The organism is Pseudomonas lalucatii (assembly GCF_018398425.1).
GTDB classification, from domain to species: Bacteria; Pseudomonadota; Gammaproteobacteria; order Pseudomonadales; family Pseudomonadaceae; genus Aquipseudomonas; species Aquipseudomonas lalucatii.
The window spans coordinates 122022-148157 of sequence record NZ_JADPMV010000002.1; the positions used below are offsets into that span (position 1 = coordinate 122022).

Consider the following 26136-nt stretch of genomic DNA (forward strand, 5'->3'; position numbering starts at 1 on the left):
GCGCCGCTCCAGTTCATCGATAAAGGGGACGCCCATGGCCGACAGCAGTGACCGCCCGGCCCCGCAGGACTTGCCGCTCTCCGCGACCCCGGCGCGGGAATCGGCCTGGGATGCCGCGCCGCGTCTGCTCGCCGCACTGAACGGCGCTCGCCTCGCGGCCTGGCACTGGGACATTGAGCAGGGCCGACTCGCTTGGTCCCCTGGCGTCGCGGCACTGTTCGGCCTGCCCGCCGCCGAACCTGAGCAGGAAGCGTTCGACTATTTCGCGCGAATTCAGGCAGAAGACCTGGACGCGGTGCTGCACCTATTCCAGCAGCTGCAAGACGACACCGCTCAGCCGGAGCCCGTGCGCCATCGTGCTCGCTGGCCGGACGGCAGCCTGCACTGGCTGGAGATCAGCGGCGGCACGCACCGGGACGATGACGGCGCCAGATATGCGGCGGGCGTCGTTCGCGTGATCGGCGCCCAGCGGCAGGACGGCCCGAGCGCGGCCCGCAGCGCCAGCGAGGAGCAGTTCGCCAGGGCCCTCCACAACACCCCGGACAGCGTGGTGATCACCGAGAAGGCCTGCGGGCGCTTCATCGAGGTCAATGCCAGCTTCGAACGCCAGTTCGGCTGGCGCCGGGCCGAGGCCGTGGGCCGCAGCTCCCTGGCCCTGGGCCTCTGGCTGCACCCGGCGGACCGCCAGCAACTCCTGCACGCCCTGCGGGAGGACGGCAGCCTGCGCCCCTTGGAGACCCGCCTGGTCAGCCGCGACGGACAGGTCAGCGACTACCTGATCCATGGCGGCGAGATCGAACTGGACGGCGTCGCCTGCCTGGCCCTGACGGTCCGCGACATCAGTCGGCAGAAGGCACAGGAACAGGCGCTGCGGGACAGCCGCGAACGCCTGACCCTGGCCCTCGAGTCGGCGGCCCTCGGCACCTGGGACTGGCACATTGCCAGCGGCACCCTCTACGGCTCGGCGCGCGCCGCCGCCCTCCACGGTCTGCCAGGCGCCCCCTACGAAGGCCCGTTCCAGCCCTTCTTCGCCAGCGTGCCGGAAGACGACCGGCGCGCCATGCAGCAGGCCTACCGCACGCTGCTCGACGGCGCCCGCGGCGAATACCAGGTGACCTACCGGGTACGCCATCCCGGCGGCACGCTGCATTACCTGGAGAGCACCGCCAGGCTCTACCGCGACGACACGGGCAACCCGGTGCGCATGGCCGGCGTGCTGATGGACATCAGCGAGCGGGTCCAGCGCGAACAACGCCTGACCGCCTCGGAGGAGAAATTCGCCTCCCTGTTCCAGGCCAGCCCGGACCCGATCTGCGTCTCGCGCATCCGCGACGGCGTGTTCATCGAGGTCAACCCCAGTTTCAGCGCAACCTTCGGCTGGCCGGCCGAGCAGATAGTCGGCCGCAGCGGCCCGGACGTCGGCTTCTGGCATGACCTCGAACAGCGCCGCCAGCTATACGCCAAGATGACCCGCGAGGAAGGCCTGAACAACGAAATCGCGCACTTTCACACCCGCGCCGGGGCAGTCCTCAGCTGCGTGGTCTCCAGCCGCTTCATCCGCGTCGAACGCCAGCTGTGCATCGCCAGCACCTTCCGCGACATCACCGCGCGCCAGCAGGCCGAGGCGGCGCTCAAGGCCAGCCAGGAGAAATTCGTCAAGGCCTTCCACTCCAGCCCCGACGCCATCACCATCACCGAACGCGACAGCGCCCGCTATGTCGAGGTCAACGAGGGCTTCACCCGCCTCACCGGCTTCAGCCAGGAGGAGGTGATAGGGCGCAGCGCGCTCGAGATGAATATCTGGGCCGACCCCCGGCAACGCCAGGAACTGCTCGAGACGCTCCAGCGCGAGGGGCGCGTGCTGCACCGGGAGATGCTCGGCCGGCACCGCAGCGGGCAGATCAGGACGGTGGAGGTTTCGGTGGAGCCGATCGAACTCGACGGCACCGCCTGCCTGCTGCTGACCGCTCGCGATGTCAGCCAACTGAAGGAAGCCCAGGCGCAGATCCAGCACCTGGCCTATCACGACTCGCTGACCAACCTGCCCAACCGCGCCCTGCTGATGGACCGCCTGACCCAGCAGATCGCCCTGCTCAAGCGTCACAACTTGCGTGGTGCCCTGCTGTTTCTCGACCTCGACCACTTCAAGCACATCAACGATTCCCTCGGCCATCCGGTCGGCGACGCCGTGCTCAAGCTGGTCACCGCGCGCCTGGAGGCCAGCGTGCGCCAGGAGGACACCGTCGCCCGCCTGGGCGGCGACGAGTTCGTCGTGCTGCTCAGCGGCCTGGAAGGCAAGCGCTCGGAGGTCACCCGCCAGGCACGCACGGTGGCGGAAAAACTGCGGCGTCTGCTGGCCGAGCCGATGCGCCTGGACGGCCATCGCCTGCAGGTCACGCCGAGCATCGGCATCGCCCTGATCCCCGATCACGGCGACACCCCCGCCGACCTGCTCAAGCGCGCGGACATCGCCCTGTACCGGGCCAAGGACGCCGGGCGCAACGCCATCCAGCTGTTCCGCAGCGCCATGCAGCAGGCCGCCAGCGAGCGCCTGCGCCTGGAAAACGACCTGCGCCTGGCCCTGGCCCGCGGCGAGTTCGAGCTGTACTTCCAGCCCCAGGTGGACGCCCGCGACGGCCGGGTGGTCGGCGCCGAGGCGCTGCTGCGCTGGCTGCACCCGACCCTCGGGGCGCAGTCGCCGGCGCAGTTCATCCGGGTGCTGGAGGACAGCGGCCTGATTCTCGAGGTCGGCAGCTGGGTCATCGCCGAGGCCTGTCACGCCTGCGCGCAGATGCTCGAGGAGAAGCTGATCGACGCCGGGGATTTCAGCCTGTGCGTGAACATCAGCCCGCGGCAGTTCCGCCAGAACGATTTCGTCGAGCAGGTGGAGAGCAGCCTCCTCTGCAGCAGCCTGCCGCGCACCATGCTCAAGCTGGAGATCACCGAAGGCATCGTCATCCAGAACATCGACGACACCATCGCCAAGATGAACCGGCTGAAAAGGCTCGGGGTCAGCTTCGCCATGGATGATTTCGGTACCGGCTACAGCTCGCTGACCTACCTCAAGCGCCTGCCGGTGGACCTGCTGAAGATCGACCAGTCCTTCGTCCGCGATGCCACCCAGGATGCCAACGACGCGGGCATCATCCGCGCCATAGTCGCCATGGGGCAGAGCCTGGGCCTGACGATGATCGCCGAGGGCGTCGAGCAGCAGGCGCAACTGGACTTCCTCGAGCGGCAGGGCTGCTCCCTCTACCAGGGCTACCTGTTCAGCAAGCCGCTGCCGCTGGCCGAGTTCCGCGCCCTGCTGGCGCACACCGCGCAACGCCGGCAGCACTCCTGAAAAACGCCGAAGGCGCCCCCACCGCTGGCGAGGGCGCCTGCACGACAGTCGGACGAGGCCCCGACGATCAGCTGTCCAGGGCCGGACGCGCGCCATTGATGGGGATACGCTTGGCCTTGGCCTCTTCCGGGACGATGCGCACCAGGTCGATGTTCAGCAGGCCGTTGACCAGGTTGGCGGCCCTGACCTCGATATGATCGGCCAGACGGAACGACAGCTTGAAGGCCCGCCGGGCGATGCCCTGATAGAGGTAGGTGACGTCGGCGGCGTCCTGCTCGCGCCGACCGCCGGTGACCGTCAACACGCCACGCTCGACCTGCAGGTCGAGGTCCTCCTCGTGGAAGCCGGCGGCGGCGATGACGATGCGATACTGGTCCTCGGCGTGCTTCTCGACGTTGTAGGGCGGGTAGCTGCTGGCCGACTCATTGCGCATGGCCGACTCGAACAGGTCGTTGAAGCGATCGAAGCCGATGGAGTGACGGAACAGCGGGGTCATGGAAAATGCAGTGCTCATGGATAGTCTCCTGATGGACAGCGAGTGATTCGACACGGGGCCCGACTTCGGCGCCCCGCAAGAGCAAAAATGTGGACAGCGACGAAAATTTCAAGCCCGCCCAGTACAACCCGATAAGGAGACCCCATGGACAGAGTCATGTTGATCACCGGCGCCAGCCGCGGCATCGGCGCCGCCACCGCCCGCCTGGCAGCCGCCCGCGGCTATACCCTGTGCCTGAACTACCGCCGCCAACGCGAGACCGCCGAGGCCCTGGCAGCCGAGCTGGTCGCGGCCGGCGGCCGGGCCATTGCCGTGCAGGCCGACGTGGCCGAGGAACAGCAGGTCGTGCAGCTGTTCGCCGAGATCGACCGCCAGTTCGGCCGCCTCGACGTACTGGTCAACAACGCCGGCATGCTGGAGACGCAGATGCGCCTGGACCAGATGGATGGCCCACGCCTGCAGCGGGTGTTCGCCGCCAACGTGTTCGGCAGCTTCTACTGCGCCCGCGAGGCGGTCAAACGCATGTCCACGCGCCACGGCGGCCAGGGCGGCGCCATCGTCAACCTGTCGTCGATCGCCGCCCGCCTCGGTGCGCCCGACGAGTACATCGACTACGCCGCGGCCAAGGGCGCGATCGACAGCATGACCCTGGGCCTGGCCAAGGAAGTGGCCGGCGAAGGCATCCGCGTCAACGCCGTGCGCCCCGGGGTGATCGATACCGAGATCCACGCCAGCGGCGGCGAGCCGGCGCGGGTCGCGCGGGTCAGCCAGAGCGTGCCCATGGGCCGTGGCGGCCAGGCCGAGGAAGTGGCCGAGGCGATCCTCTGGCTGGCCAGCGAGCAGGCCTCCTACACCAGCGGTGCGCTGCTGGACGTCGGCGGCGGACGCTGAGGCTCAGGCAATGGCCAGCTGCTCCTGGGGCGGCCGCGCCGGGACCTCGACGCCGAGCAGGGCGTCGATCCGCGCGCAGTCGTTTTCCCGGCGCAGCAGGGCGAACAGCTCCACGGCCTGCGGATAGCTGCGGGTCAGCATGGCCAGCCACTGCTTGAGGCGCCCCGGTGCGTAACGCGGGGACAGCTTGCGCCGGGCCTGCCGCCAGAAGTCGGCGAGCAGCGGCTGCAGCTCGAGCCAGTCCATCTCGAGCACTGGCTGGCCGGCCCGCGCCGCGCCGATCTGCCGGGCCAGGTCGGGCCGCGCCACCAGGCCGCGGCCGAGCATGATGTCCTCGACCCCGCTGACCTCGCGGCAACGGCGCCAGTCGTCCAGGGTCCACACCTCGCCGTTGGCGAACACCGGCACGGCCACCGCCTCCTGGACCCGCGCCACCCATTCCCAGTGGGCCGGCGGCTTGTAGCCCTCGACCTTGGTCCGCGCGTGCACCACGATCTGCGCCGCGCCGCCCTCGGCCAGGGCGCGGGCGCAGTCGAGGGCGCCGTCCTTATGCTCGAAGCCCAGGCGCATCTTCGCCGTCACCGGAATGTCCGCCGGCACGCTGCGGCGCACCTCACGGACGATGGCATGCAGCAGCTCCGGCTCCTTGAGCAGCACCGCGCCACCGCGGGACTTGTTCACCGTCTTGGCCGGGCAGCCGAAATTCAGGTCGATCACCGGCGCACCCAGGGCGCAGGCGAAGGCGGCATTGTCGGCCAGGCAGGCGGGATCGGAGCCGAGCAGCTGCACGCGCAGCGGCGTGCCGGCGCGAGTCCTGGCGCCGCGGAACAGCTCGGGGGCGAGCTTGCGGTAGGTCGAGGCCGGCAGCACCCGATCGCTGACGCGGATGAACTCGGTCACGCACCAGTCGACGACGCCGACCCGGGTCAGCACGTCGCGAAGGATGTCGTCGACCAGCCCTTCCATGGGCGCCAGGGCAATCTGCATAGGGAAACTCTCGAAAAAACGCCGCGTAGTGTACGCGGCATGGCGCCTCGGATGAACCGGCCGGCGCCAAGCGGTGACGGGTGCTACAGTTCCAGGGGAAAGGGCTGCCGCAGGGCGCGGCCGTAGCCCTCGACGAATTCGGCGGGCATGCGCTTGGGCTTGCCGCTGGACAGCTCGATGCAGACGAAGGTGGTCTTGGCCCGCAGCAGGGTGACACCGTCGGCGGGACGGATCAGCTGGAAGCGCCGATCCATCTTCAGCCGCTGGTCCGACTCGACTATCCAGGTGGCCATCTGCAGCTGCTGCTCCTCGTAGGCGCTGGCCAGGTAGTCGACCTCGTGGCGCACCACCGCCATGGCTCGATCCAGGCGGCGGTACTCGGCCAGATCCAGGCCCAGGTACTGCGAGTGGCGCCAGGCGCAGCGCTCCAGCCAGCTGACATAAACGGCGTTGTTGGCATGACCGAGACCGTCGATGTCCTCGGCGCCGACGCACAGGTCGATGACGAAGGGGTCGGCGAAATCCCAGTTCATCTCCGCTGCTCCGCTGCCATGGCACGCGGCTGCCGCCGCGCCTGCTCGATCCGTTTCATGCTTGCCTCCTAAGGTCATGCCCCGCCTTCTCCGCGGCGGGGCCGGCCCGACATCATGCGGCCTAGTGCGTCCGGAAGCCAGCGGCCCGCCCTGCCCGTCCGCACCACTGGTGCTCGCATCATGAAGTGCGCAGACCTGAAGTTTCGCGGGTGGCGGCGCGTGACAGCAGAACCCCCGCTGCCCCTCAACCACAGACCACAGACCGGCGCGCCGACCACCCTAGCACCTCAAGCCGTCAGCGGGGCCGCTACGACCGGCCGGGCGGCCCGCTCCAGCAATCGCAGGGTCGCCTCGATCAGCTGCGGGTCGCCCAGCACCCGCTGATGTCCGCCCCGCTCCAGGCGCAGCAGGTGACTGTCGAACCAGGCCTGGTGGATCGCCTCGGCCTCGGTGAACGGCACCAGAGGATCGTCGACCGCATGCACCACCAGGCCGGGCACCTCCAGGCGATACTGCGCCACGTCGATCTGCCTGGCGGGCATGCCGGCCTTTTCCTCGACCAGGCGCACGAAGTGCGCCCGCGCCTTGGCCGGCAATCCCATGTAGCGGGCGAAACCGCGCAACATGGTGAGGATTCGCCCCGGAGCGGAGATGGTCACCAGCGCCTCGGTGCGCAGTCCCAGCTGGGTCGCCAGCAGCGCACTGGCACCGCCCATGGAATGGCCGATCACCGCCTTGAGCGGCGGCAGCTCACTGGCGGCCTCGAGCATGGCGCGGGCGAACAGCACCACGTTCGCCTCACGCCCCGGCGAGCGCCCATGACCCGGCGCGTCCAGCGCGACCACCGCATAACCGGCACCGACCAGCGCCTTGATCAGCTCGGCGAACTGCGTCGGTCGCCCTTCCCAGCCATGCATCAGCAACACCACCGGACCACTGCCCCAGCGCAACGCCGACAGCCCGAAACGCAAGGTCACCCGCTCGGCCTCGGCCAGCAGCGGCAACTCCCAGTCCCGCGGCGGCAGCTCGCGCGGCGTCATGAAGGCCCGGCGCATCCGGCTCGCCGTCGCGCGCGGCGCCAGCCGACCGACTGTCGCATTGAATCCACGTACCCAACTCATGCTGTTCATTGCCTGTCTCCTCAAACGATCGCCGACTTGGCGGCACGCAAGACGCGGTCGGACATCTCACCGGGGCCCAGCGCCCGCGCCAGCGCCAGACCTCCGACCATCAGGGCCATGTCGGCAAGCACGCTGGTGGCCTCCTCCGGGCTGCCCGCCAGCTTCGCCACCATCAGTTCCAAGTGCTCGGCCAGCGCCTCGCGAAAGGCGTCCGGCAGGCGCGCCAGCTCACTCAGCGAACTCGGTAGCGGGCAACCCTGCTCGCCGCCGTCGCGATGCTTGCGCGACAGGTAGAAGGCCGCCACCAGCGCCCGCCGTTCGGCCGCGGGCAACTGCTCGTCCAACTGGCCGATCAGCGCCTGGCGCTGGCAGAGCATCTGCCGGAACGCCTCGAGCATCAGCGCATCCTTGCTCTCGAAGTGGGCATAGAAACCGCCCACCGTCAGCCCCGCCGCCCCCATCACCTCGCCGACGCTGGGCTCAGCTGGACCCCGCTGCAGCAGGGCGGCGCCTGCCGCCGAGAGGATGCGTTCGCGGGTCTGAGCTTTCTTGTCGTGCATGGCGGGCTCCTTAAATATTACGAGCACAATATTATGCTCATAATATTTTTACGCAAGCAGTCGTCATTACCGTCGGTCGGCAGCAGCACAGGGAAGGAAGGAAAGTTTCGGGACGGAAAAACAAAAGGGCCACTCCGAAGGAGTGACCCTTAAAAACCCCGCAGAGCGGGAAAAATGGCGTCCCCTAGGGGACTCGAACCCCTGTTACCGCCGTGAAAGGGCGGTGTCCTAGGCCACTAGACGAAGGGGACGAATCCTTCGAAGAACAAGGCCAGCTCAGCGGCTGGCCTTGTCGTGGTATTGGTGGAGCTAGACGGGATCGAACCGTCGACCTCTTGCATGCCATGCAAGCGCTCTCCCAGCTGAGCTATAGCCCCGAAACCTTGCGGTCTGGCTGCAGTGCCGAAGCACTGCGGCTGGAAATAATGGCGTCCCCTAGGGGACTCGAACCCCTGTTACCGCCGTGAAAGGGCGGTGTCCTAGGCCACTAGACGAAGGGGACGCAAACCCCTAAAACTCAGTCAGTCACTCGACCGACTGTGGCAAGCCTTTCGGCTTCGAGATTGGTGGAGCTAGACGGGATCGAACCGTCGACCTCTTGCATGCCATGCAAGCGCTCTCCCAGCTGAGCTATAGCCCCATCTCGAGGACGGGGCGCATGTTAAGGGCGCCCCCGGGTACTGTCAACAAGATTTTTATTCCTTCCCTGTTTTTTTCTGCTGACATAACAATCACTTACCCTAACCCCTCGACGGCGAGCCGATCAGCCGATGGCCGCCAGCAGCTTTTCCCACTCCTTGTTTTCCTTCTTCGACACACCACCGAGCAGCTCGATGGCCTGGCGCAGGCGGAAACGGGTGAGGTCCGGGCCGAGGATTTCCATGGCGTCGAGCACCGACACCGAGCTGGCCTGGCCGGTGATCGCGGCGAACATCAGCGGCATGGCGTCGCGCAACTTCAGCTCCAGGTGTTCGACCACCGCCTGGATGCAGCCGGTTATGTTGTCCTTCTGCCACTGGCGCAGGGCCTCCAGTTTCCACAGGATCAGCTGCATGACCTGGCGCACCTGGTCGGGCGACAGCTTCTTGTGCTCGAACAGCTTGGCGTCCAGGCTCAGGCCACCGGCGAAGAAGAAACTGGCCAGGGGCGCGATCTGGCTGAAGGTCTCCACCCGCCCCTGCACGTGGGGGGCGATCTTCATCAGGTAGTCGGAGTTGAACGCCCACTTCCGCGCGCCGGCGGCGAATTCCTCGACGCTCAGTTCGCGCAGCCATTGGCCGTTGAGCCAGGACAGCTTCTCCAGGTCGAAGATCGGCCCGCCTAGGGACACGCGCTGGATGTCGAAGTGCTCGACCATCTCGTCGAGGCTGAACTTCTCGCGCTCGTCCGGCATCGACCAGCCCATGCGGCCGAGGTAGTTGAGCATGGCCTGGGGCAGGAAGCCCATGCGCTCGTAGAAGGTGATGGAGGTCGGGTTCTTGCGCTTGGACAGCTTGCTCTTGTCCGGGTTGCGCAGCAGCGGCATGTAGCACAGCTGCGGCTTGTCCCAGCCGAAGTACTCGTACAGCAGGATCAGCTTGGGCGCCGACGGCAGCCACTCCTCGCCCCGCAACACATGGGTGATGCCCATCAGGTGGTCGTCGACCACGTTGGCCAGGAAATAGGTCGGCAGGCCATCGGTCTTCATCAGCACCTGCATGTCCATGCGATCCCAGGGGATCTCCACCTCGCCACGGAGCATGTCCGGCACCACGCACACGCCCTCGCTCGGCACCTTCATGCGCACCACGTTGGGCTCGCCGGCGGCCAGGCGGCGCTGCACCTCGTCCTGCGCCAGGTGCATGCAGTGGCCGTCGTAGCGCGGGGTCTGCTTGGCCTCGGTCTGTTCGGCACGCAGCTTGTCCAGGCGCTCGGCACTGCAGAAGCAATGGAAGGCATGGCCCTTGTCCACCAGCTCGGCGGTGTACTGCTTGTAGATGTGGCCACGTTCGCTCTGCCGATAGGGGCCATGGGGGCCGCCGACATCCGGGCCCTCGCTCCACTCGATGCCCAGCCAGCGCAGGGCGTCGAAGATCTGCTGCTCGGACTCGCGGGTCGAGCGCAGCTGGTCGGTGTCTTCGATGCGCAGGATAAACTCGCCACCGTGCTGGCGGGCGAAGCACAGGTTGAACAGGGCGATATAGGCGGTGCCTACGTGCGGATCGCCGGTGGGCGAAGGCGCGATACGGGTACGAACGGTGGTCATGGCGATTCTCGAGGAAAGGAAGCGATAGCCGATTTAAGGCGGCGATGTTACCAGCCCCGCGGTCGCCGGCTCCAGCAGCCGCCCCCCTTCGACGGGCAGCCTGCCCATGAGGAAATCGAGAAAGGTCTTGACCTTCATCGCCTGGAAGCGTCGGGAAGGATAGACCGCGTAGAGCTCGCCCGTCGGCAGCCGCGCGCCGGGCAGCAGGTGCACCAGGCGCCCGCTGTGCAGCGCCTCCGCGCAGATCATCCGCGGCAGGCCGGCGATACCCGCACCGGCCAGGGCCGCCTCGCGGGCGAAGGTGATGTTGTTGCAGGCCAGCACCCGCTGACAGGGTAGGTTCTCCCCGAGCAACGGCCAGTGGCGCGGCGAGTCATGGGGCAGCAGGATGGCCCGGTGCCCCTCGAGTTCGGCCACCGCCTGCGGCGCGCCATGGGCCTTCAGGTAGGCCGGGCTGGCGCACAGGAGCCGCTCGGCCTCGAACAGCTTGCGCGCGATCAGAGTGGAGTCTTGCGGCTGACCGACCAGGATGGCGATGTCCACGCCCTCCTCCACCGGATCGACATGGCGCGAGGTCAGCTCCACCTCCGCGGTGATCTGCGGGTACTCGCGCATGAACTCGCCGAGCACCCGGCCGAGCAGCAACTGGCCGAACTCGATGGGCGCGGTGATGCGCAGCTGGCCGGACGGTGCCTGCTGCAGCTGCATCACCGCCTGCTCGGCCTCGGCGAAGTCCAGCATGATCTGCCGGCAGCGCTCGTAGTAGGCCTGGCCCACCTCGGTCAGGCGCAGCTTGCGCGTGGTGCGGTTGAGCAGGCGCACGCCGAGGCGCTCCTCGAGCAGGGCGATGCGCCGACTGACGGTGGACTTCTGCATGCCCAACCCCTGGGCCGCCAGGGTGAAGCTGTGGCACTCGACCACCCGGGTGAAGATCAGCGCGTCATCCAGTCCCATCATTGTTTCTCACAGGCAACAGAGCGCAGGAAGTCTAACGGCCACGGGCGAGAATGGAACAGTTCATGCCCTGCCCAGAGCCGCGGCGGCAGCGCTGACTCACACCTGCAGCAGGCGCTCGCGCAGCTTCTGGATCTCGTCGCGCAACTGCGCCGCCGCCTCGAACTCCAGGTCGCGAGCCAGCGCGTACATCTTCTCCTCCAGCTGGCGGATGCGCTTGGTGATCTCGCTGGGCGAGCGCAGCTCGGCCTCGTAACGCGCGCTTTCCTCGGCAGCCTGGGCCATGCCCTTGCGCTTCTTGCTGCGCGAACCGGGCACCGTGGCGCCCTCGAGGATGTCCTGGACGTCCTTCTTGACCCCCTTGGGCACGATGCCATGGGCCTGGTTGAAGGCGATCTGCTTGTCGCGCCGGCGCTCGGTCTCGCCGATGGCGCGTTCCATGGAGCCGGTCATGCGGTCGGCGTAGAGGATCGCCTTGCCGTTGAGGTTGCGCGCCGCGCGGCCGATGGTCTGGATCAGCGAACGCTCGCTGCGCAGGAAACCCTCCTTGTCGGCGTCGAGGATGGCCACCAGGGACACCTCCGGCATGTCCAGGCCCTCGCGCAGCAGGTTGATGCCAACCAGCACGTCGAAGGCGCCGATGCGCAGGTCGCGGATGATCTCGACCCGCTCCACGGTGTCGATGTCCGAGTGCAGGTAGCGCACCTTGACGCCGTGGTCGGCCAGGTAGTCTGTGAGGTCCTCGGCCATGCGCTTGGTCAATGTGGTGACCAACACCCGCTCCTCGACGGCCACGCGCTTGTGGATCTCCGAGAGCAGGTCGTCGACCTGGGTCAGGGCCGGGCGCACCTCGACTTGCGGGTCGACCAGCCCGGTGGGGCGCACCACCTGCTCGATCACCCGCCCGGCGTGATCGGCCTCGTAGGGCCCGGGGGTGGCCGAGACGAAGATGGTCTGCGGGCTGGCCGCCTCCCACTCCTCGAAACGCATGGGCCGGTTGTCCAAGGCCGAGGGCAGGCGGAAGCCGTATTCGACCAGGGTTTCCTTGCGCGAGCGGTCGCCCTTGTACATGGCCCCGACCTGGGGCACCGACACATGGGACTCGTCGATCACCAGCAGGGCCTGGTCCGGCAGGTAGTCGTAGAGGGTCGGCGGCGGCTCGCCGGGACCACGCCCGGAGAGGTAGCGCGAGTAGTTCTCGATGCCGTTGCAGTAGCCCAGCTCGAGGATCATCTCCAGGTCGAAGCGGGTGCGCTGCTCCAGGCGCTGGGCCTCGACCAGCTTGTTCGTACTGCGCAGGTAGTCCAGGCGCTCGGCCAGTTCGACCTTGATCGCATCGACCGCCTCCAGCAGGGTCTCGCGCGGGGTGACGTAGTGGCTCTTGGGGTAGAAGGTGAAGCGCGGCAGCCGGCGTATCACCTCGCCGGTCAGCGGGTCGAAGGCGGCGATGCTCTCCACCTCGTCGTCGAACAGCTCGATGCGGATGGCTTCCAGGTCCGATTCGGCCGGGAAGATGTCGATCACGTCGCCGCGCACGCGGAAGCTGGCGCGGGCGAAGTCCATGTCGTTGCGCGTGTACTGCAGGTCGGCCAGGCGGCGCAGCAGGGCGCGCTGGTCCAGTTTGTCGCCGCGATCGACGTGCAGCACCATCTTCAGGTAGGACTCGGGACTGCCCAGGCCGTAGATGCACGACACCGTGGTAACGATGATCGCATCCGGGCGCTCCAGTAGCGCCTTGGTCGCCGACAGGCGCATCTGCTCGATATGGTCGTTGATCGAGGCGTCCTTCTCGATGAAGGTGTCGGACGAGGGCACATAGGCCTCGGGCTGGTAGTAGTCGTAGTAGGAGACGAAATACTCCACCGCGTTGTGCGGGAAGAACGCCTTGAACTCGCCGTAGAGTTGCGCCGCCAGGGTCTTGTTCGGCGCCAGCACCAGGGTCGGGCGCTGCACCTGGGCGATCACGTTGGCGATGCTGAAGGTCTTGCCCGAGCCGGTCACGCCGAGCAGGGTCTGGTGCGACAACCCCGCCTCCAGGCCCTCGACCATCTGCCGAATCGCCTCCGGCTGATCGCCGGCCGGCTGGAATCGGGTGACCAGTTGGAACTCGGACATAGCGGACCTCGACAAGCGGTTGTGACGCAGACGCAAAGCGTACGTCAAACCCGGTGAAAAGCGTGTGCCTGCTGTCGCGGCACATGACCTGGGTCGTTATACTAACGGCCCATTTGCGCAACCCCTAGCTGCAGTCGTAGCCGGGTGTTGCAGACACCCACCCCTCTTCCTCCGAGCTGCCGCATCCATGAGTCTGTTCTCTGCCGTCGAAATGGCGCCGCGCGACCCGATCCTGGGCCTCAACGAAGCCTTCAACGCCGACACCCGCACCACCAAGGTCAACCTCGGCGTGGGCGTGTACACCAACGAAGAGGGGCGCATTCCGCTGCTGCGCGCGGTCGCCGAAGCCGAGAACGCACTGACCGCCAAGCACGCGCCGCGCGGCTACCTGCCGATCGAGGGCATCGCCGCCTACGACCAGGCCGTGCAGACCCTGCTGTTCGGCGCCGGTTCGGCCTTGATCAAGGACGGCCGGGTCATCACCGCCCAGGCCCTGGGCGGCACCGGCGCGCTGAAGATCGGCGCCGACTTCCTCAAGCGCCTGCTGCCGGACGCCACCGTGGCCATCAGCGACCCGAGCTGGGAGAACCACCGCGCACTGTTCGAAGCCGCCGGCTTCCCGGTGCGCAACTACCGCTACTACGACGCCTTCAGCAACGGCGTCAACCGCGGCGGCCTGCTGGAAGACCTGAAGAACCTGCCGGCACGCTCCATCGTGGTGCTGCACGCCTGCTGCCACAACCCGACCGGGGTCGACCTGGGCATGGACGACTGGCAGGCCGTGCTGGAGATCGTCCGCGAGCGCGAGCACGTGCCCTTCCTCGACATCGCCTACCAGGGTTTCGGCGACGGCATCGAGGAAGACGCCGCCGCCGTGCGCCTGTTCGCCCAGTCGGGGCTGACCTTCTTCGTCTCCAGCTCCTTCTCCAAGTCCTTCTCGCTGTACGGCGAGCGGGTCGGCGCGCTGAGCATAGTCACCGGCTCGCAGGACGAGACCGGCCGCGTGCTGTCGCAGCTCAAGCGGGTGATCCGCACCAACTACTCCAACCCGCCGACCCACGGCGCCAGCGTGGTCGCCGCGGTGCTGGGCAGCCCCGAGCTGCGTGCCATGTGGGAGGCCGAGCTGGGCGAGATGCGCGAGCGCATCCGCGGCATGCGCCTGGCCATGGTCGAACAGCTGGCGGCCCTGGATGCCAAGCGCGACTTCGGCTTCGTCGCCCAGCAGCGCGGCATGTTCTCCTACTCCGGCCTGACCACCGAGCAGGTGGAGCGCCTGAAGAGCGAATTCGCCATCTACGCGGTCGGCACCGGACGCATCTGCGTGGCGGCCCTGAACCAGCGCAACCTGCCGTTCGTCACCCAGGCCATCGCCCAGGTCCTCTGAGTCGAGACGGGAAGTCGGCAGAGGCTTGACTTCCCCTTTTTAATCAGTAGGATACGCCCCGTTGTTCCGCGATAGCTCAGTCGGTAGAGCAAATGACTGTTAATCATTGGGTCCCTGGTTCGAGTCCAGGTCGCGGAGCCAAATTCAAGAAACCCGGTCAATAGGCCGGGTTTTTTTATTGTCTGATGGACGCTCACCAGGGACCATGTCCCAGGTTATTCGCTACGCTCACCCCTGCGGGGCCGCGCTGAAGCGCGTTCGGCTTGCGCCGTCGAGTCCAGGCCGCGGAGCCGAATTCGAAAGCCTCGCTTAATACCGGGGCTTTTTTGTCTCCGCCGGACGCTCGCCAGGGACTGTGTCCACGGTTACTCGGCTCGCGCAGGCCGTGTCCGAGCCTGTCCCGGACACAAGAAGGCCGGTCATCGACCGGCCTTCTTCGCCACTGCGCTCGGCTAGTTGACGCTCAGCTTGTCGCGGTTCTTCGCCAGAGTGGCCTCGCCTATCCCCTTGACCTCCAGCAGCTCGTCGACCGAGGCGAACGGGCCGTTGGCCTCGCGGTACTCGACGATAGCCCTGGCCTTCACCTCACCGATGCCGCTCAGCTCGCGTTGCAGCGTCGTGGCGTCGGCGGTATTGAGGTTGATCCTGCCGACCTCGGCCGCCTGGACCGCAACCGGCTTGTCCGGGGCGCTCTTGGCCGGTTCGGCGGCCTGGGCGGCGAAGGAGGAAAGGGTCAGGAAGGCAGCCAGCAGGGAAGCGATATAGCCTTTGTGCATGATGAAATTCCTTTTAGGTAATAGTCGAACCGTCACTGTCCGGCGCGGACTTCCAAGCGCCGCGCATTTCACGTTAGCCGCCGCGCCGGCACTGTCAAATCACCGTACAAACGCCCTGTGGCAGCACCCCTGGCCACATTCCCCCGCCTGCTGGCGTACGGCCAATGATGCACCCTGACTATCGAATCAATTCCAGAATTTGATTTTATCAATCAACGCGGCACCACTAATCTGAGCCTCGACAACGCAGCGCGCATCCGAGGCCGACATGCTCAAGACCCTGACCTTTACCCTGATGCACTTCTGCATCGCCTTCGGGGTGACCTATGCCCTGACCGGCAGCGTGGCAGCCAGCGGCCTGATCGCAGCCATCGAACCCCTGTGCAACTCGGTCGGTTTCTACTGTCATGAAAGGATCTGGCAACGCTTCGAACGCGGCCAGGGTCACAGGATCGAACGGCCGGCTCACGCCTGACTGCATCACCAGACCTGACCCCCCGCCGCGCTGCCGGCACCGGGCAAACCGGCGCCAGAGGCAGCGACACCGCAGCCCGCCGGCGCGCAGCGTCGCAATGGTTGCCTTGGGGCCCCGCGAAGCGGCATGCTCGACCTCTTTACCGGTCACAAGGAGCGACCATGAGCCAGCTGCAGATCCGCCCCGCCCAACCCGCAGACACCGACCTGATTCTCGCGCTGATCCGCGAGCTGGCCGCCTACGAGAAGCTTGGCGATCAGGTGGTCGCCCAGCCGGCACAGTTGCTCGAACACCTGTTCGGTCCGCGCCCCCATGCCGAAGTACTGATCGGCGAGGTGGACGGCCAGGCCGCCGGTTTTGCCCTGTTCTTCCACAACTTTTCGACCTTCCTCGGCCAACCCGGCATCTACCTCGAGGACCTCTACGTGCGTCCCGCCGCACGCGGCGCTGGCCTCGGCAAGGCACTGCTCACGCGGCTGGCGAGCCTGGCGGTCGAGCGCGGCTGCGGCCGCCTGGACTGGGGGGTACTGAACTGGAACGAGCCGGCCCTCGGCTTCTACCGCAGCCTCGGCGCCCGGCCACAGGATGGCTGGACGAACTATCGCCTGAGCGGCGCGGCGCTGCGGGCATTGGCGGAAAAACCGGCCTGAACGGCACTCGCTCGGCTAGGCGCTGTCATAAGGCGCGTATTCACTCGGCCCATCCTTCACCCAGGGACTCCAGCATGCCGTTCCTCCCTCGCCTCGCCGCCCTGCTCGGCGGCCTGCTCATCGCCGCGCCCCTCTGGGCCGCCGACATCGACGCCCTCGACTACGGCTACCCGCTGAGCAACCCGTTCGAGGCCACCATCGCCACCACGCCGCCGGCGCTGCGCCCGGCGCTGCCGGCCGATGGCGACATCGAACAGGGCGACTACAAGGTTAGGCTGCGCCCGGAACGGCAGTTCGAGGTGCCGGAGAACTTCTGGTCGGTGACCAAGCTGGGCTATCGCCTGGCCCAGCAGGACGGCGAGGCGCCACTGATCTTCATCATCGCCGGCACCGGCGCGCATTACAGCAACGCCACCATGGAGTACCTGAAGAAGCTGTTCTACGGCGCCGGCTACCATGTGGTGCAACTGTCGTCGCCGACCAGCTACGACTTCATGACCGCCGCCTCGCGCTACGCCACGCCGGGCTTCTCCAGCGACGATGCCGACGACCTGTACCGGGTGATGCAGGCGGTACGCGCCCAGCATCCCCGGCTGGCGGTCAGCGAATACCTCCTGACCGGCTACAGCCTGGGCGGCCTGCAGGCCGCCTTCGTCAGCCAACTGGACGAAACCCGGCGCAGCTTCAACTTCAAGCGCGTGCTGCTGCTCAACCCGCCGGTCAACCTCTACACCTCGATCAGCAACCTCGACCGCCTGGTGCAGACCCGGGTCGAAGGCATCGACAGCACCACCACCTTCTACGAGCTGGTGCTGGGCAAGCTGACCCGCTACTTCCAGACCCAGGGTTATATCGACCTCAACGAGGCGCTGCTCTACGACTTCCAGCAATCGGCAGAACAGCTCTCCGACGAGCAGATGGCCATGCTGATCGGCGCGGTGTTCCGCTTCGCCGCCGCCGACATCGCCTTCACCTCGGACCTGATCAACCGTCGCGGCCTGATCACCCCGGTCGGCCAGCCGATCGGCGAAGGCACCAGCCTCACGCCCTTCTTCAAGCGCGCCCTGCAGTGCGACTTCGACTGCTATATCGGCGAACAGCTGATCCCCATGTGGCGGGCGCGGCACAACGGCGGCAGCCTCAGCCAGCTGATCGACCAGGTCAGCCTCTACGCCCTGGAGGACTACCTGAAGAGCAGCGACAAGATCGCCGTGATGCACAACGCCGATGACCCGATCCTCGGTCGCGGCGACCTGGGCTTCCTGCGCCGCACCCTGGGCGACCGCCTGACCGTCTACCCCCTGGGTGGGCACTGCGGCAACCTCAACTACCGCGTCAACAGCGACGCCATGCTGGAGTTCTTCCGTGGCCAAGCCTTCTAGCGCCCTGCTGCTGTCCACCCTGCTGATGCTGGCCGCCGGTGGCGCGGCCCAGGCCCAGCACGAACTGGACGACGACGGCTTCACCCAACCCCTGCAGCACCTGCAGTTCAACCCGCGGCTGGACCAGCGCGAGTTCGAGCGCTCGACCCTCGGCGCGCTGAATGTCTACGATCCGCTGGAATCGTGGAATCGGCGGGTCTACCACTTCAACTACCGTTTCGACGAATGGCTCTTCCTGCCACTGGTGGACGGCTACCGCTACGTCACTCCGGACCTGGTGGAGACCGGCGTCAGCAACTTCTTCGGCAACCTCGGCGAGGTGCCCACGCTGTTCAACAGCCTGCTGCAACTCAAGGGCCAGCGCGCCATGCGCACCACCGCACGGCTGCTGTTCAACACCCTCATCGGCGTCGGCGGCCTGTGGGACCCGGCCAGTCGCATGGGCCTGCCCCGGCAGGCAGAAGACTTCGGCCAGACCCTGGGCTTCTACGGCCTGCCCGCCGGCCCCTACCTGATGCTGCCGCTGCTCGGTCCCTCCAACCTGCGCGACAGCGGCGGCCTGGTGGTGGACTTCAACCTCGACAGCAGCATCAACCTGCTCAACGTCGCCGCCGTCAGTAGCGCTCACCCAGAGGTCACCCTGCTGAAGGTGGTCGACGAGCGCTCGACCGTCAACTTCCGCTACGGCCAGCTCAACAGCCCTTTCGAGTACGAGAAGCTGCGCTACTTCTACACCGAGGCGCGCGCGCTGCAGATCGCCGAATAGCCCCGGCCTTGACCCCGGGGCCGCCCCGGGGTTGTAGCCTGGCACCGCCTCGACCTTTCAGGAGCCCATGCCATGCGCGTCGCCCAACTGGCCAAAGCGGCCGCCGTCAGCGCCGAGACCGTGCGCCACTACACCGACCTGGGCCTGCTGCGCCCCGGCCGCGAACCGCACAACGGCTACCAGCGCTACGACGCAGGCGACCTGCAGCGCCTGCGCTTCATCGCCCGCGCTCGACGCCTGGGCTTCAGCCTCAAGGACGTGCAGCTGATCCTCGCCCGCGCCGAGCACGGGGCCGAACACTGCGGCGAGGTACGCGACCTGCTCGGCGAGCGCCTGCAGGCCCTGCAGGCGCACATCGACGAGTGCCAGCGCCTGGCCCGGGTGATGCGCGACGCCCTCGACGACTGGGCCGACAAGCCGCACTGCGCGCCGGATGGCCGGGCCATCTGCCGCTTGATCGAAGACTTCGAGGCACCCGAGGAACAGCGCCCGGCGACGCCCTGCCCGGCCCACTAAAGCATCTAGTTAATCGATGCTTATCCCGCGAATTTCGCGACCATCCATTCGATTTTCAGGCATAGGATGGGCACATTCCACTTCGAGGAGGTGCTCCATGAATGCTCTGCGCAGCGTGCTGTCCATCCATCCCGGCCAGGCGGCCTCCGACGGCGCCGGGGTGCGCCTGACCCGGGTGATAGGCGGTGCTGGGATCGAGCGCTTCGATCCCTTTCTGATGCTCGACGAGTTCGGCTCCGACAACCCGGACGACTATATCGCCGGTTTTCCGTCGCACCCGCACCGCGGCTTCGAGACCATCACCTACATGCTCGCCGGAAGCATGCGCCACGAGGACCACCTGGGCAACGTCGGCCTGCTGCAGAGCGGCGGCGTGCAGTGGATGACCGCCGCCCGCGGCATCATCCACAGCGAGATGCCCGAGCAGGAACAGGGGGTGATGCGCGGCTTCCAGCTGTGGCTGAACCTGCCGAGTCAGGAGAAGCTCGGCGCACCCGGCTACCGCGACATCCCGGCCGCCGAGATCCCGCGCCTGACCACCGCCGGCGGCGTCGAGGTGGTGGTGATCGCCGGCCAGTTCGACGACGGCCAGGTGCAGCAGAGCGGCGCGGTGCAGCGCCCGCATACCGAGCCGCAGCTGTTCGACCTGCACCTGCCGGCCGGCGGCCGGATCGCGCCCCGCCTGGTCGACGGCCACCGCGCGCTGCTCTATGTCTACGAAGGCGAGCTGCAACTGCCGAGCGCAACCCCCAAGACCGTGGCCGCCGGGCGCCTGGTGCGCCTGTCCGATGAGGGTGAACTGCAGCTGGCGAGCAGCCAGGGTGCCCGCCTGCTGCTGATCGCCGGCAAGCCGCTGAACGAGCCGATCGTGCAGTACGGCCCCTTCGTGATGAACAGCCGGGAGGAGATCGAGCAGGCGCTGCGCGACTACCGCGACGGCGTGCTGGCCTGAGACCGTTGGAAGGACGGCGGCGCTACTGCGCGTAGCGCCGGTACAGGCCCGGCGGCACGCCGCCGCTGTCAGTCGGCTGCCAGGGCCCCTGAGGGCTGGTGGCCCAGCTCCAGCCATTGCTCCAGCGGTAATAGGTGCGCTCGCGGTAGTAGAGGTGACGCGCGCCCGCCACCACATAGACGCCGAGACTGGCATCCCAATGGCTCTGCGCACCGGGCGGCGGTGCATAGCGCGGATGGGCCTTGGCCATCGGCGCCTGGCCGACCGGCGCCGGCGCATGCACGCTGCAACCGGCCAGGCTCGCCAGGCCCACGACCAGCACCAGCCCGAGCAGGCGACTCATTGTGCCTGGCCGTCCGCACTGTCGATGGTCAGCCGCTGCGGCTCGGCGCTGCTGCTGGCCAGCGGCTGACTGCGACCGATCCACTCGCCGGCGGTGGCGTCGCCTTTGCGCGAAACCCGCGCCACCAGCTGCACCCGCTCGAAGCCGGAGAGCTTGAGCTGCGGCATCATCGCATCGCTGTCCGACAGACTGACCTCGGCCGGCAGATCGGCCACGGTCAGGCGCTTGACCGCCAGGGGCATGGGCGGACCGGAGACGGCGCGGGCGAACACGAACACGCTGTCGCCGGGCTGCACCGCGTCGCGCAAGGCGGCGGCCAGCTCGACCCTGACCAGCAGTTGCCGGCCCTGCTCCGCCGCCGGCTCCGCGGGTTCCATGGCACTTTGGGCGACGAGTCGCTCGCGGGCCCGGGCGATGCCGCCCTCGATCGCCTGGCGCGACGGGTCCTGCTCCGGCAAGGCCGCCACCAGGCGCTGCCAGTGCTCGATGGCCTCGGCGTAGCGCCCGGCCTCGAAGGCGGCGATGCCCAGCAGGCCGAGGCTGGTGACCTCCGCCGGATCGGCCTGCAGGGCCTCGTCGGTTAGCGCCTGGATCTGCTCGCTCCACTGCTTGTTGCCGGCGAAATACAGGGCCTGGGCCCACTGGCCGAGCAGCTCAGGCTGGCGCCCGGCGATGCTCACCGCCCGCTCGAAGGCCTTGGCCGCGTCGCCGGCCCGCTCCTGAGCCATGTAGGTGCGACCGAGGAAATACCAGCCCTCGGCCGACTCGGGGTTGTCCTTGACCGTCGTCTCCAGGCGCGCGGTCATCTCCTCGATGCTCTGCGGCTGCTCGGCGAAGGTCCGCGCCCGTTCGACCTGGTCGATGGCACCCCAGTGCAGGTACAGGCCATAGCCCAGCAGTGGCATCAGCAGCGCCGCGGTCAGCGGCACCTTGCCGCCCAGTACGCCGCTCCTGGCCTTGCCGCCCACGCCCTCGGTGTCGGCCAGCAGTTCGCGCGCCGCCTCGTCCCGGCCGGCCTGCAGCTGGGCGTCGGTGAGAATGCCGGCGCGGTGCTCGCCCTCCAGCTCCTCCAGGCGTTCCTGGTAGAGGGTGACGTTGAGGGCGGTGCGGTCTTCCTCGGCCTGGGCCTTGCGCCCGCGCAGCACCGGTATCAGCAGAAAAGCCAGGGCCGCCAGCAGCAGCAGACCGGCGGACAGCCAGAATTCGATCATGGGTCTTTGTTATCCGAGGAGGCTTGATTCAACAGGGCGGCCAGGCGCTGGCGCTCGGCGTCGGTGAGACCCGCCCCTTGGACGGAGCGTTTGCCGCGACGGCGCAGCACTATCACCCCGAGCAGCACGAAGCCACCGAGCAACAGGGCCGCCGGGCCATACCAGAGCAGCAGGGTGCGCGCCGTGAGCGGCGGTTTGTACAGCACGAAGTCGCCGTAACGGGCGACCAGGAAGTCGATGATCTGCTCGTCGCTCTGGCCTTCCTCGAGCATGCGGTAGATCTCCGCGCGCAGGTCCATGGCGATGGGCGCGTCGGAGTCGGCGATGTTCTGGTTCTGGCACTTCGGGCAGCGCAGTTCCTCGACCAGGCTGCGGTAGCGCTGACGCTCCGCCTCGCTGGCGAACTCGTAGGTGTCGATCGCCGCCTGGGCCGTGCCGAGCAGCGCCAGGCTCAGCACCGCGGCGTTGAGCAGGCGCTTCATGGCGAGACCTCGTCGACCAGCTGCTGGTACAGCGGCGCCAGCTGTTCGCGCCAGACCCGCTCGTCGATCACCCCGACGAACTTGTGGCGGATGATGCCCTGGGCGTCGATCAGGAAGGTCTCGGGCGCGCCATACACGCCCAGGTCCAGGCCCAGGGCGCCACGGGCGTCGTCGATATTGAGCTGGTAGGGGTCGTGGAACTCCTCGAGCCATTTGCGCGCATCGGCGTTGTCGTCCTTGTAGTTGACCCCGTGGATGTTCACCCCCATCTGCGCCAGCTTGTTCAGCACCGGGTGTTCGACGCGACAGGCCACGCACCAGGTGGCCCAGACATTGACCAGCGCCGGCTTGCCCTTGAGATCGTCCTCGGTCAGGGTCGCGCCGCCCTGCACCGCCGGCAGGGAGAAGGCCGGGAACGGCTTGCCGATCAGCGCCGAGGGCAGCTCGGACGGGTCGAGGAACAGGCCCCGGTAGAGAAACAGCGCGACCCCGAGGAAGATCGCCAGCGGCAGCAACAGGATCACTCGTTTCATGCTTGTGCTCCCGCCGTGCCCAAGGCTTCGCGCACCCGGGTTCTGACCTTCATCCGATAACGCTTGTCGCAGGCGGCGAGCAGGCCGCCCAGGCCCATCAGCAGCGCGCCCAGCCAGATCCAGCGGACGAACGGCTTGATATGCACGCGCACCGCCCAGGCGCCATTCTCCAGCGGCTCGCCGAGGGCGACGAACAGGTCGCGGGTGAAGCCGGCGTCGATGCCGGCCTCGGTCATCACCGACTGCTGCACCGTATACAGGCGCTTCTCCGGGTGCAGCACGGCGATCTGCTCGCTGCCCTGCAGCACCCGCACCGTGCCGCGGTCCGCGCTGAAGTTCGGCCCCTCGCGGTGCGCCGCGCCCTCGAAGACGAACTCATAGCCACCGATGGCCACCACGTCGCCGGGCGCCATGCGCAGGTCGCGCTCGTAGCTGCCCAGGCTGGTGAGGATCACCCCCAGGGCGCAGACCGCCAGGCCCAGGTGCGCCAGCTGCATGCCCCAGTAGCTGCGGGTGAGGCTCGGCAGGCCGCGGAAAAAACCCTTGTGGCGGGTCTTGTCATGGATGTCGCGCAGGCCGGCCAGCACCACCCAGGCGGCCAGCAGGCAGACGCCCAGCACCGCCCAGTTGAAGTCGCCGACCAGCAGGGTCGCCAGCACGGCCAGGGCCACGCTGCCGAGCAGCACCGGGGTCAGCATGCCCAGCAGCCACTGCAGCGGCGTGTCCTTCCAGCGCACGATGACGCCGAGGGCGATCATGCTCATCAGCAGGCCCATCAGCGGCACGAACAGGGCGTTGAAGTACGGCGGGCCGACCGACAGCTTGGCGCCGGTCATGGCATCGAGCACCAGGGGATAGAGGGTGCCGAGCAAAATCATCGCCGCGGCGACCACCAGGATCAGGTTGTTCACCAGCAGCAGGGTTTCCCGCGACCACAGGGCGAAGCCGACCTGGCTCTTGACCACCGGGGCGCGGATGGCGAACAGCGTCAGCGAACCGCCGACCACCAGCAGCAGGAAGGCGAGGATGAACACCCCGCGCTCGGGATCGCTGGCGAAGGCGTGCACCGAGGTCAACACCCCGGAGCGCACCAGGAAGGTACCCAGCAGGCTGAGGGAAAAGGCGGCGATGGCCAGCAGCACGGTCCAGCTCTTGAACACCCCGCGCTTCTCGGTCACCGCCAGCGAATGGATCAGCGCGGTACCCACCAGCCAGGGCATGAAGGAGGCATTCTCCACCGGGTCCCAGAACCACCAGCCGCCCCAACCCAGCTCGTAGTAGGCCCACCAGGAACCCAGGGCGATGCCGATGCCGAGGAAAGCCCAGGCGACCAGGGTCCAGGGCCGCGACCAGCGTGCCCAGGCGGCGTCCAGCTTGCCGCCGAGCAGCGCGGCGATGGCGAAGGCGAAGGCCACCGAGAAGCCGACGTAGCCCATGTAGAGCATCGGCGGGTGGATGATCAGGCCGAAGTCCTGCAGCAGCGGGTTGAGGTCGCGGCCGTCCACCGGACTGTTGGGCAGCAGGCGGACGAAGGGGTTGGAGGTGACGATCAGAAACAGCAGGAAACCGACGCTGATCAGGCCCATGATCCCCAGCACCCGGGCCAGCATCTCCTCCGGCAGCTGGCGCGAGAAGATCGACACGGCGAAGGTCCAGCCGGCCAGGATCAGCGCCCAGAGCAGCAGCGAGCCCTCGTGGGCGCCCCACACCGCGCTGAACTTGAAGTACCAGGGCAAGGCGCTGTTGGAGTTGCTGGCCACGTAGGCGACGGAGAAGTCGTCGACCATGAAGGCGTAGGTCAGGCACAGGAAGGCGAAGGCGACGAAGGAAAACTGCCCCCAGGCGGCCGGCTGGGCCAGGCTCATCCACTGGTGATCGCCGCGCCAGGCGCCGATCAGCGGCAGGCTGGCCTGCACCAGGCTCAGGCACAGGGCCAGGATCATCGCCAGATGGCCGAGTTCGGGAATCATTGTGCGCCCCCCTGCGTGGCCGCGTCGTGTTGCTGCTTCATGCCGCTCTGCTCCAGGGCCTGCATGACCTCCGGCGGCATGTAGTTCTCGTCGTGCTTGGCCAGCACCTCGTCGGCCACCAGCACGCCGTCGGCATTCAGCCTGCCCATGGCGACTATGCCCTGGCCCTCGCGGAACAGATCCGGGAGGATGCCGCTGTAGCGGATGGTCACCCGCGCGGCACCGTCGGTGACCACGAAGGAGGTGTCCAGCGAGTCGGCGGAGCGCGCCACCGAGCCATCCTCCACCAGGCCGCCGGCGCGGATGCGGGTGCCCTCGGGCGCCTCGCCGTTGGCGATCTGGGTCGGCGAGTAGAACAGGTTGATGTTCTGCTGCAGCGCGCTCAGGGCCAGGGCCACGGCGATGCCGCAGCCGGCGAGGATGGCCAGGATGATAAACAGACGCTTCTTGCGCACGGGGTTCACTTCGACTCCTCCCGGCGCAAACGACGCGCCTCGTCTTGCAGGTAACGGCGCCGCGCCAGGATCGGCAGCGCCACGTTCAGCGCCAGCACGGCCAGGCTGATGGCATAGGACGACCAGACATAGGTGCCGTGGTTGCCCATGGCGATAAACTCGCTAAGCGATGCAAAACTCATCGGGCCTTCTCCACCTGGGTCTTGATCTCGGCCTGGGCCCAGCTGCTGCGGGCCTCGCGCTTGAGCACCTCCAGGCGCATGCGCAGCAGCAGCACGGCGCCGAAGAAGCAATAGAAGCCGAGCACCATGATCAGCAGCGGCAGCCACATCGACAGCGGCATGGCCGGCTTGTCCACCACACTGAAGCTGGCCGGCTGGTGCAGGGTGTTCCACCACTCCACCGAGTACTTGATGATCGGGATGTTGATGACCCCGACTATGGCCAGCACCGCGCAGGCCTTGGCCGCGCTGTCGCGGTTGCTGATGGCCTGGGCCAGGGCGATCACACCGAAATACAGGAACAGCAGGATCAGCATCGAGGTCAGGCGCGCATCCCAGACCCAGTAGGTGCCCCAGGTCGGCTTGCCCCAGATGGCGCCGGTGATCAGGGCCACCGCGGTCATCCAGGCGCCGATGGGCGCGGCCTGCTGCAGGGCGATATCGGCCAGCTTCATCTTCCACACCAGGCCCACCACCCCGGCCATGGCCAGCATGACGTAGACCGACTGGGCGAGGAACGCCGCCGGCACGTGGATATAGATGATGCGGAAGCTGTTGCCCTGCTGGTAGTCCGGCGGCGCGAAGGCCAGGCCCCAGACCAGGCCGAGGGTCATCAGCAGCGCCGCCGCCAGCGCCAGCCAGGGCAGCCAGCGCCCGCTGATCTGGTAAAACCACTTGGGCGAGCCCAGCTTGTGAAACCACGTCCAGTTCATCGAGTCACTCATCAGTTGGTTCGGCCGACTGCGCCGCCTTCCCGGCTCGCGGCAGTCCTCGG

Annotated in this window: 26 protein-coding genes and 5 tRNA genes; 10 read left to right on the forward strand and 21 right to left on the reverse strand. The window is 67.5% G+C overall.

Features of this window, described 5'->3' with window-relative positions:
• Positions 1–34: 34 nt before the first annotated feature.
• Complete coding sequence (locus I0D00_RS13790) at positions 35–3343, forward strand: bifunctional diguanylate cyclase/phosphodiesterase (RefSeq protein WP_213640422.1); 3309 nt, start codon at positions 35–37, stop codon at positions 3341–3343.
• 67 nt (positions 3344–3410) lie between these two features.
• Here I0D00_RS13790 and I0D00_RS13795 read toward each other — a convergent pair whose 3' ends face one another.
• Positions 3411–3857: an Hsp20 family protein gene (locus tag I0D00_RS13795; RefSeq protein WP_213640423.1), complete on the reverse strand. Its 447-nt coding sequence runs from the start codon at positions 3855–3857 to the stop codon at positions 3411–3413.
• A 126-nt stretch (positions 3858–3983) separates the two neighbouring features.
• Between I0D00_RS13795 and I0D00_RS13800 the strand changes: the two genes are divergently transcribed.
• Positions 3984–4730, forward strand: coding sequence for an SDR family oxidoreductase (locus I0D00_RS13800; protein WP_213640424.1), 747 nt, complete (start codon positions 3984–3986; stop codon positions 4728–4730).
• A 3-nt stretch (positions 4731–4733) separates the two neighbouring features.
• On the opposite strand, the gene I0D00_RS13805 is transcribed toward I0D00_RS13800, so the two are convergent.
• The 11 genes from I0D00_RS13805 to uvrB form a co-directional block, all read right to left on the reverse strand.
• Entirely contained in the window at positions 4734–5717 is a 984-nt protein-coding gene (locus tag I0D00_RS13805; protein WP_213640425.1) for a tRNA dihydrouridine synthase, read from the reverse strand.
• 83 nt (positions 5718–5800) lie between these two features.
• Positions 5801–6250 (reverse strand): acyl-CoA thioesterase, encoded by a 450-nt coding sequence (locus I0D00_RS13810; protein ID WP_213640426.1) that lies wholly within the window; start codon positions 6248–6250, stop codon positions 5801–5803.
• A 287-nt stretch (positions 6251–6537) separates the two neighbouring features.
• Positions 6538–7380 carry an alpha/beta fold hydrolase gene (locus I0D00_RS13815; RefSeq protein WP_213640427.1) on the reverse strand — a complete coding sequence of 281 codons (843 nt, stop codon included), beginning with the start codon at positions 7378–7380 and terminating at the stop codon, positions 6538–6540.
• Positions 7381–7391: 11 nt separating this feature from the next.
• Entirely contained in the window at positions 7392–7931 is a 540-nt protein-coding gene (locus I0D00_RS13820) for a TetR/AcrR family transcriptional regulator (RefSeq protein WP_213640428.1), read from the reverse strand.
• Positions 7932–8106: 175 nt separating this feature from the next.
• Positions 8107–8182, reverse strand: a tRNA-Glu gene (locus I0D00_RS13825).
• Between the two features lie 50 nt (positions 8183–8232).
• Positions 8233–8308 (reverse strand) — tRNA-Ala (locus tag I0D00_RS13830).
• A gap of 49 nt (positions 8309–8357) precedes the next feature.
• A tRNA-Glu gene (locus I0D00_RS13835) sits at positions 8358–8433 on the reverse strand.
• 62 nt (positions 8434–8495) lie between these two features.
• A tRNA-Ala gene (locus I0D00_RS13840) sits at positions 8496–8571 on the reverse strand.
• A 123-nt stretch (positions 8572–8694) separates the two neighbouring features.
• Positions 8695–10176 carry a glutamate--tRNA ligase gene (gene gltX / locus I0D00_RS13845; protein ID WP_213640429.1) on the reverse strand — a complete coding sequence of 494 codons (1482 nt, stop codon included), beginning with the start codon at positions 10174–10176 and terminating at the stop codon, positions 8695–8697.
• 33 nt (positions 10177–10209) lie between these two features.
• Positions 10210–11130, reverse strand: coding sequence for a LysR family transcriptional regulator (locus I0D00_RS13850; RefSeq protein ID WP_213640430.1), 921 nt, complete (start codon positions 11128–11130; stop codon positions 10210–10212).
• A 99-nt stretch (positions 11131–11229) separates the two neighbouring features.
• Complete coding sequence (gene uvrB, locus I0D00_RS13855) at positions 11230–13245, reverse strand: excinuclease ABC subunit UvrB (RefSeq protein ID WP_213640431.1); 2016 nt, start codon at positions 13243–13245, stop codon at positions 11230–11232.
• A 187-nt stretch (positions 13246–13432) separates the two neighbouring features.
• Between uvrB and I0D00_RS13860 the strand changes: the two genes are divergently transcribed.
• Complete coding sequence (locus I0D00_RS13860; protein ID WP_213640432.1) at positions 13433–14629, forward strand: amino acid aminotransferase; 1197 nt, start codon at positions 13433–13435, stop codon at positions 14627–14629.
• 65 nt (positions 14630–14694) lie between these two features.
• Positions 14695–14770 (forward strand) — tRNA-Asn (locus I0D00_RS13865).
• 311 nt (positions 14771–15081) lie between these two features.
• Here the strand turns inward: I0D00_RS13865 and I0D00_RS13870 are convergent.
• Entirely contained in the window at positions 15082–15405 is a 324-nt protein-coding gene (locus tag I0D00_RS13870) for a ComEA family DNA-binding protein (protein WP_213640433.1), read from the reverse strand.
• Between the two features lie 268 nt (positions 15406–15673).
• Between I0D00_RS13870 and I0D00_RS13875 the strand changes: the two genes are divergently transcribed.
• The 6 genes from I0D00_RS13875 (at position 15674) to I0D00_RS13900 (ending at position 20146) form a co-directional block, all read left to right on the forward strand.
• A complete protein-coding gene (locus I0D00_RS13875; protein WP_213640434.1) occupies positions 15674–15880 on the forward strand; it encodes a DUF2061 domain-containing protein in 207 nt (68 codons plus the stop codon).
• Positions 15881–16041: 161 nt separating this feature from the next.
• Positions 16042–16530, forward strand: a complete 489-nt coding sequence (locus tag I0D00_RS13880) for a GNAT family N-acetyltransferase (RefSeq protein ID WP_213640435.1) — start codon at positions 16042–16044, stop codon at positions 16528–16530.
• Between the two features lie 74 nt (positions 16531–16604).
• On the forward strand, positions 16605–17912 hold the full coding sequence (locus I0D00_RS13885) for an alpha/beta fold hydrolase family protein (protein ID WP_213640436.1): 1308 nt from the start codon (positions 16605–16607) through the stop codon (positions 17910–17912).
• Between the two features lie 25 nt (positions 17913–17937).
• Complete coding sequence (locus I0D00_RS13890; RefSeq protein ID WP_213641784.1) at positions 17938–18678, forward strand: MlaA family lipoprotein; 741 nt, start codon at positions 17938–17940, stop codon at positions 18676–18678.
• A 72-nt stretch (positions 18679–18750) separates the two neighbouring features.
• Entirely contained in the window at positions 18751–19194 is a 444-nt protein-coding gene (locus I0D00_RS13895; RefSeq protein WP_213640437.1) for a MerR family transcriptional regulator, read from the forward strand.
• 97 nt (positions 19195–19291) lie between these two features.
• The gene (locus I0D00_RS13900; RefSeq protein WP_213640438.1) at positions 19292–20146 is read left to right on the forward strand and encodes a pirin family protein; all 855 of its coding nucleotides are present in this window, start codon (positions 19292–19294) and stop codon (positions 20144–20146) included.
• Between the two features lie 22 nt (positions 20147–20168).
• Here the strand turns inward: I0D00_RS13900 and I0D00_RS13905 are convergent, their stop codons facing one another.
• From I0D00_RS13905 to I0D00_RS13940, 8 genes are read right to left on the reverse strand one after another with little or no spacing between them, the layout of a single operon-like run.
• Positions 20169–20489, reverse strand: a complete 321-nt coding sequence (locus I0D00_RS13905; protein ID WP_213640439.1) for a hypothetical protein — start codon at positions 20487–20489, stop codon at positions 20169–20171.
• Positions 20486–21700, reverse strand: coding sequence for a c-type cytochrome biogenesis protein CcmI (gene ccmI, locus I0D00_RS13910; protein WP_213640440.1), 1215 nt, complete (start codon positions 21698–21700; stop codon positions 20486–20488). The genes I0D00_RS13905 and ccmI overlap by 4 nt, the downstream gene beginning before the upstream one ends.
• Positions 21697–22182 carry a cytochrome c-type biogenesis protein gene (locus I0D00_RS13915; RefSeq protein ID WP_213640441.1) on the reverse strand — a complete coding sequence of 162 codons (486 nt, stop codon included), beginning with the start codon at positions 22180–22182 and terminating at the stop codon, positions 21697–21699. Before I0D00_RS13915 ends, ccmI begins: the two co-directional genes overlap by 4 nt.
• Positions 22179–22715: a DsbE family thiol:disulfide interchange protein gene (locus tag I0D00_RS13920; RefSeq protein ID WP_213640442.1), complete on the reverse strand. Its 537-nt coding sequence runs from the start codon at positions 22713–22715 to the stop codon at positions 22179–22181. Before I0D00_RS13920 ends, I0D00_RS13915 begins: the two co-directional genes overlap by 4 nt.
• The gene (locus I0D00_RS13925) at positions 22712–24685 is read right to left on the reverse strand and encodes a heme lyase CcmF/NrfE family subunit (protein ID WP_213640443.1); all 1974 of its coding nucleotides are present in this window, start codon (positions 24683–24685) and stop codon (positions 22712–22714) included. The genes I0D00_RS13920 and I0D00_RS13925 overlap by 4 nt, the downstream gene beginning before the upstream one ends.
• Complete coding sequence (gene ccmE / locus I0D00_RS13930) at positions 24682–25149, reverse strand: cytochrome c maturation protein CcmE (protein WP_213640444.1); 468 nt, start codon at positions 25147–25149, stop codon at positions 24682–24684. The genes I0D00_RS13925 and ccmE overlap by 4 nt, the downstream gene beginning before the upstream one ends.
• Positions 25146–25322 carry a heme exporter protein CcmD gene (gene ccmD, locus I0D00_RS13935; protein WP_213640445.1) on the reverse strand — a complete coding sequence of 59 codons (177 nt, stop codon included), beginning with the start codon at positions 25320–25322 and terminating at the stop codon, positions 25146–25148. Before ccmD ends, ccmE begins: the two co-directional genes overlap by 4 nt.
• A complete protein-coding gene (locus tag I0D00_RS13940) occupies positions 25319–26074 on the reverse strand; it encodes a heme ABC transporter permease (protein WP_213640446.1) in 756 nt (251 codons plus the stop codon). Before I0D00_RS13940 ends, ccmD begins: the two co-directional genes overlap by 4 nt.
• Between the last annotated feature and the right edge of the window lie 62 nt (positions 26075–26136).

Excerpts from the sequence above, each read along its gene's own strand:
- I0D00_RS13790 (WP_213640422.1), top strand. The coding sequence starts at position 35 with ATGGCCGACAGCAGTGACCGCCCGGCCCCGCAGGACTTGCCGCTCTCC.
- I0D00_RS13795 (WP_213640423.1), bottom strand. The coding sequence starts at position 3,857 with ATGAGCACTGCATTTTCCATGACCCCGCTGTTCCGTCACTCCATCGGC.
- I0D00_RS13800 (WP_213640424.1), top strand. The coding sequence starts at position 3,984 with ATGGACAGAGTCATGTTGATCACCGGCGCCAGCCGCGGCATCGGCGCC.
- I0D00_RS13805 (WP_213640425.1), bottom strand. The coding sequence starts at position 5,717 with ATGCAGATTGCCCTGGCGCCCATGGAAGGGCTGGTCGACGACATCCTT.
- I0D00_RS13810 (WP_213640426.1), bottom strand. The coding sequence starts at position 6,250 with ATGAACTGGGATTTCGCCGACCCCTTCGTCATCGACCTGTGCGTCGGC.
- I0D00_RS13815 (WP_213640427.1), bottom strand. The coding sequence starts at position 7,380 with ATGAACAGCATGAGTTGGGTACGTGGATTCAATGCGACAGTCGGTCGG.
- I0D00_RS13820 (WP_213640428.1), bottom strand. The coding sequence starts at position 7,931 with ATGCACGACAAGAAAGCTCAGACCCGCGAACGCATCCTCTCGGCGGCA.
- gltX (WP_213640429.1), bottom strand. The coding sequence starts at position 10,176 with ATGACCACCGTTCGTACCCGTATCGCGCCTTCGCCCACCGGCGATCCG.
- I0D00_RS13850 (WP_213640430.1), bottom strand. The coding sequence starts at position 11,130 with ATGGGACTGGATGACGCGCTGATCTTCACCCGGGTGGTCGAGTGCCAC.
- uvrB (WP_213640431.1), bottom strand. The coding sequence starts at position 13,245 with ATGTCCGAGTTCCAACTGGTCACCCGATTCCAGCCGGCCGGCGATCAG.
- I0D00_RS13860 (WP_213640432.1), top strand. The coding sequence starts at position 13,433 with ATGAGTCTGTTCTCTGCCGTCGAAATGGCGCCGCGCGACCCGATCCTG.
- I0D00_RS13870 (WP_213640433.1), bottom strand. The coding sequence starts at position 15,405 with ATGCACAAAGGCTATATCGCTTCCCTGCTGGCTGCCTTCCTGACCCTT.
- I0D00_RS13875 (WP_213640434.1), top strand. The coding sequence starts at position 15,674 with ATGCTCAAGACCCTGACCTTTACCCTGATGCACTTCTGCATCGCCTTC.
- I0D00_RS13880 (WP_213640435.1), top strand. The coding sequence starts at position 16,042 with ATGAGCCAGCTGCAGATCCGCCCCGCCCAACCCGCAGACACCGACCTG.
- I0D00_RS13885 (WP_213640436.1), top strand. The coding sequence starts at position 16,605 with ATGCCGTTCCTCCCTCGCCTCGCCGCCCTGCTCGGCGGCCTGCTCATC.
- I0D00_RS13890 (WP_213641784.1), top strand. The coding sequence starts at position 17,938 with ATGCTGGCCGCCGGTGGCGCGGCCCAGGCCCAGCACGAACTGGACGAC.
- I0D00_RS13895 (WP_213640437.1), top strand. The coding sequence starts at position 18,751 with ATGCGCGTCGCCCAACTGGCCAAAGCGGCCGCCGTCAGCGCCGAGACC.
- I0D00_RS13900 (WP_213640438.1), top strand. The coding sequence starts at position 19,292 with ATGAATGCTCTGCGCAGCGTGCTGTCCATCCATCCCGGCCAGGCGGCC.
- I0D00_RS13905 (WP_213640439.1), bottom strand. The coding sequence starts at position 20,489 with ATGAGTCGCCTGCTCGGGCTGGTGCTGGTCGTGGGCCTGGCGAGCCTG.
- ccmI (WP_213640440.1), bottom strand. The coding sequence starts at position 21,700 with ATGATCGAATTCTGGCTGTCCGCCGGTCTGCTGCTGCTGGCGGCCCTG.
- I0D00_RS13915 (WP_213640441.1), bottom strand. The coding sequence starts at position 22,182 with ATGAAGCGCCTGCTCAACGCCGCGGTGCTGAGCCTGGCGCTGCTCGGC.
- I0D00_RS13920 (WP_213640442.1), bottom strand. The coding sequence starts at position 22,715 with ATGAAACGAGTGATCCTGTTGCTGCCGCTGGCGATCTTCCTCGGGGTC.
- I0D00_RS13925 (WP_213640443.1), bottom strand. The coding sequence starts at position 24,685 with ATGATTCCCGAACTCGGCCATCTGGCGATGATCCTGGCCCTGTGCCTG.
- ccmD (WP_213640445.1), bottom strand. The coding sequence starts at position 25,322 with ATGAGTTTTGCATCGCTTAGCGAGTTTATCGCCATGGGCAACCACGGC.
- I0D00_RS13940 (WP_213640446.1), bottom strand. The coding sequence starts at position 26,074 with ATGAACTGGACGTGGTTTCACAAGCTGGGCTCGCCCAAGTGGTTTTAC.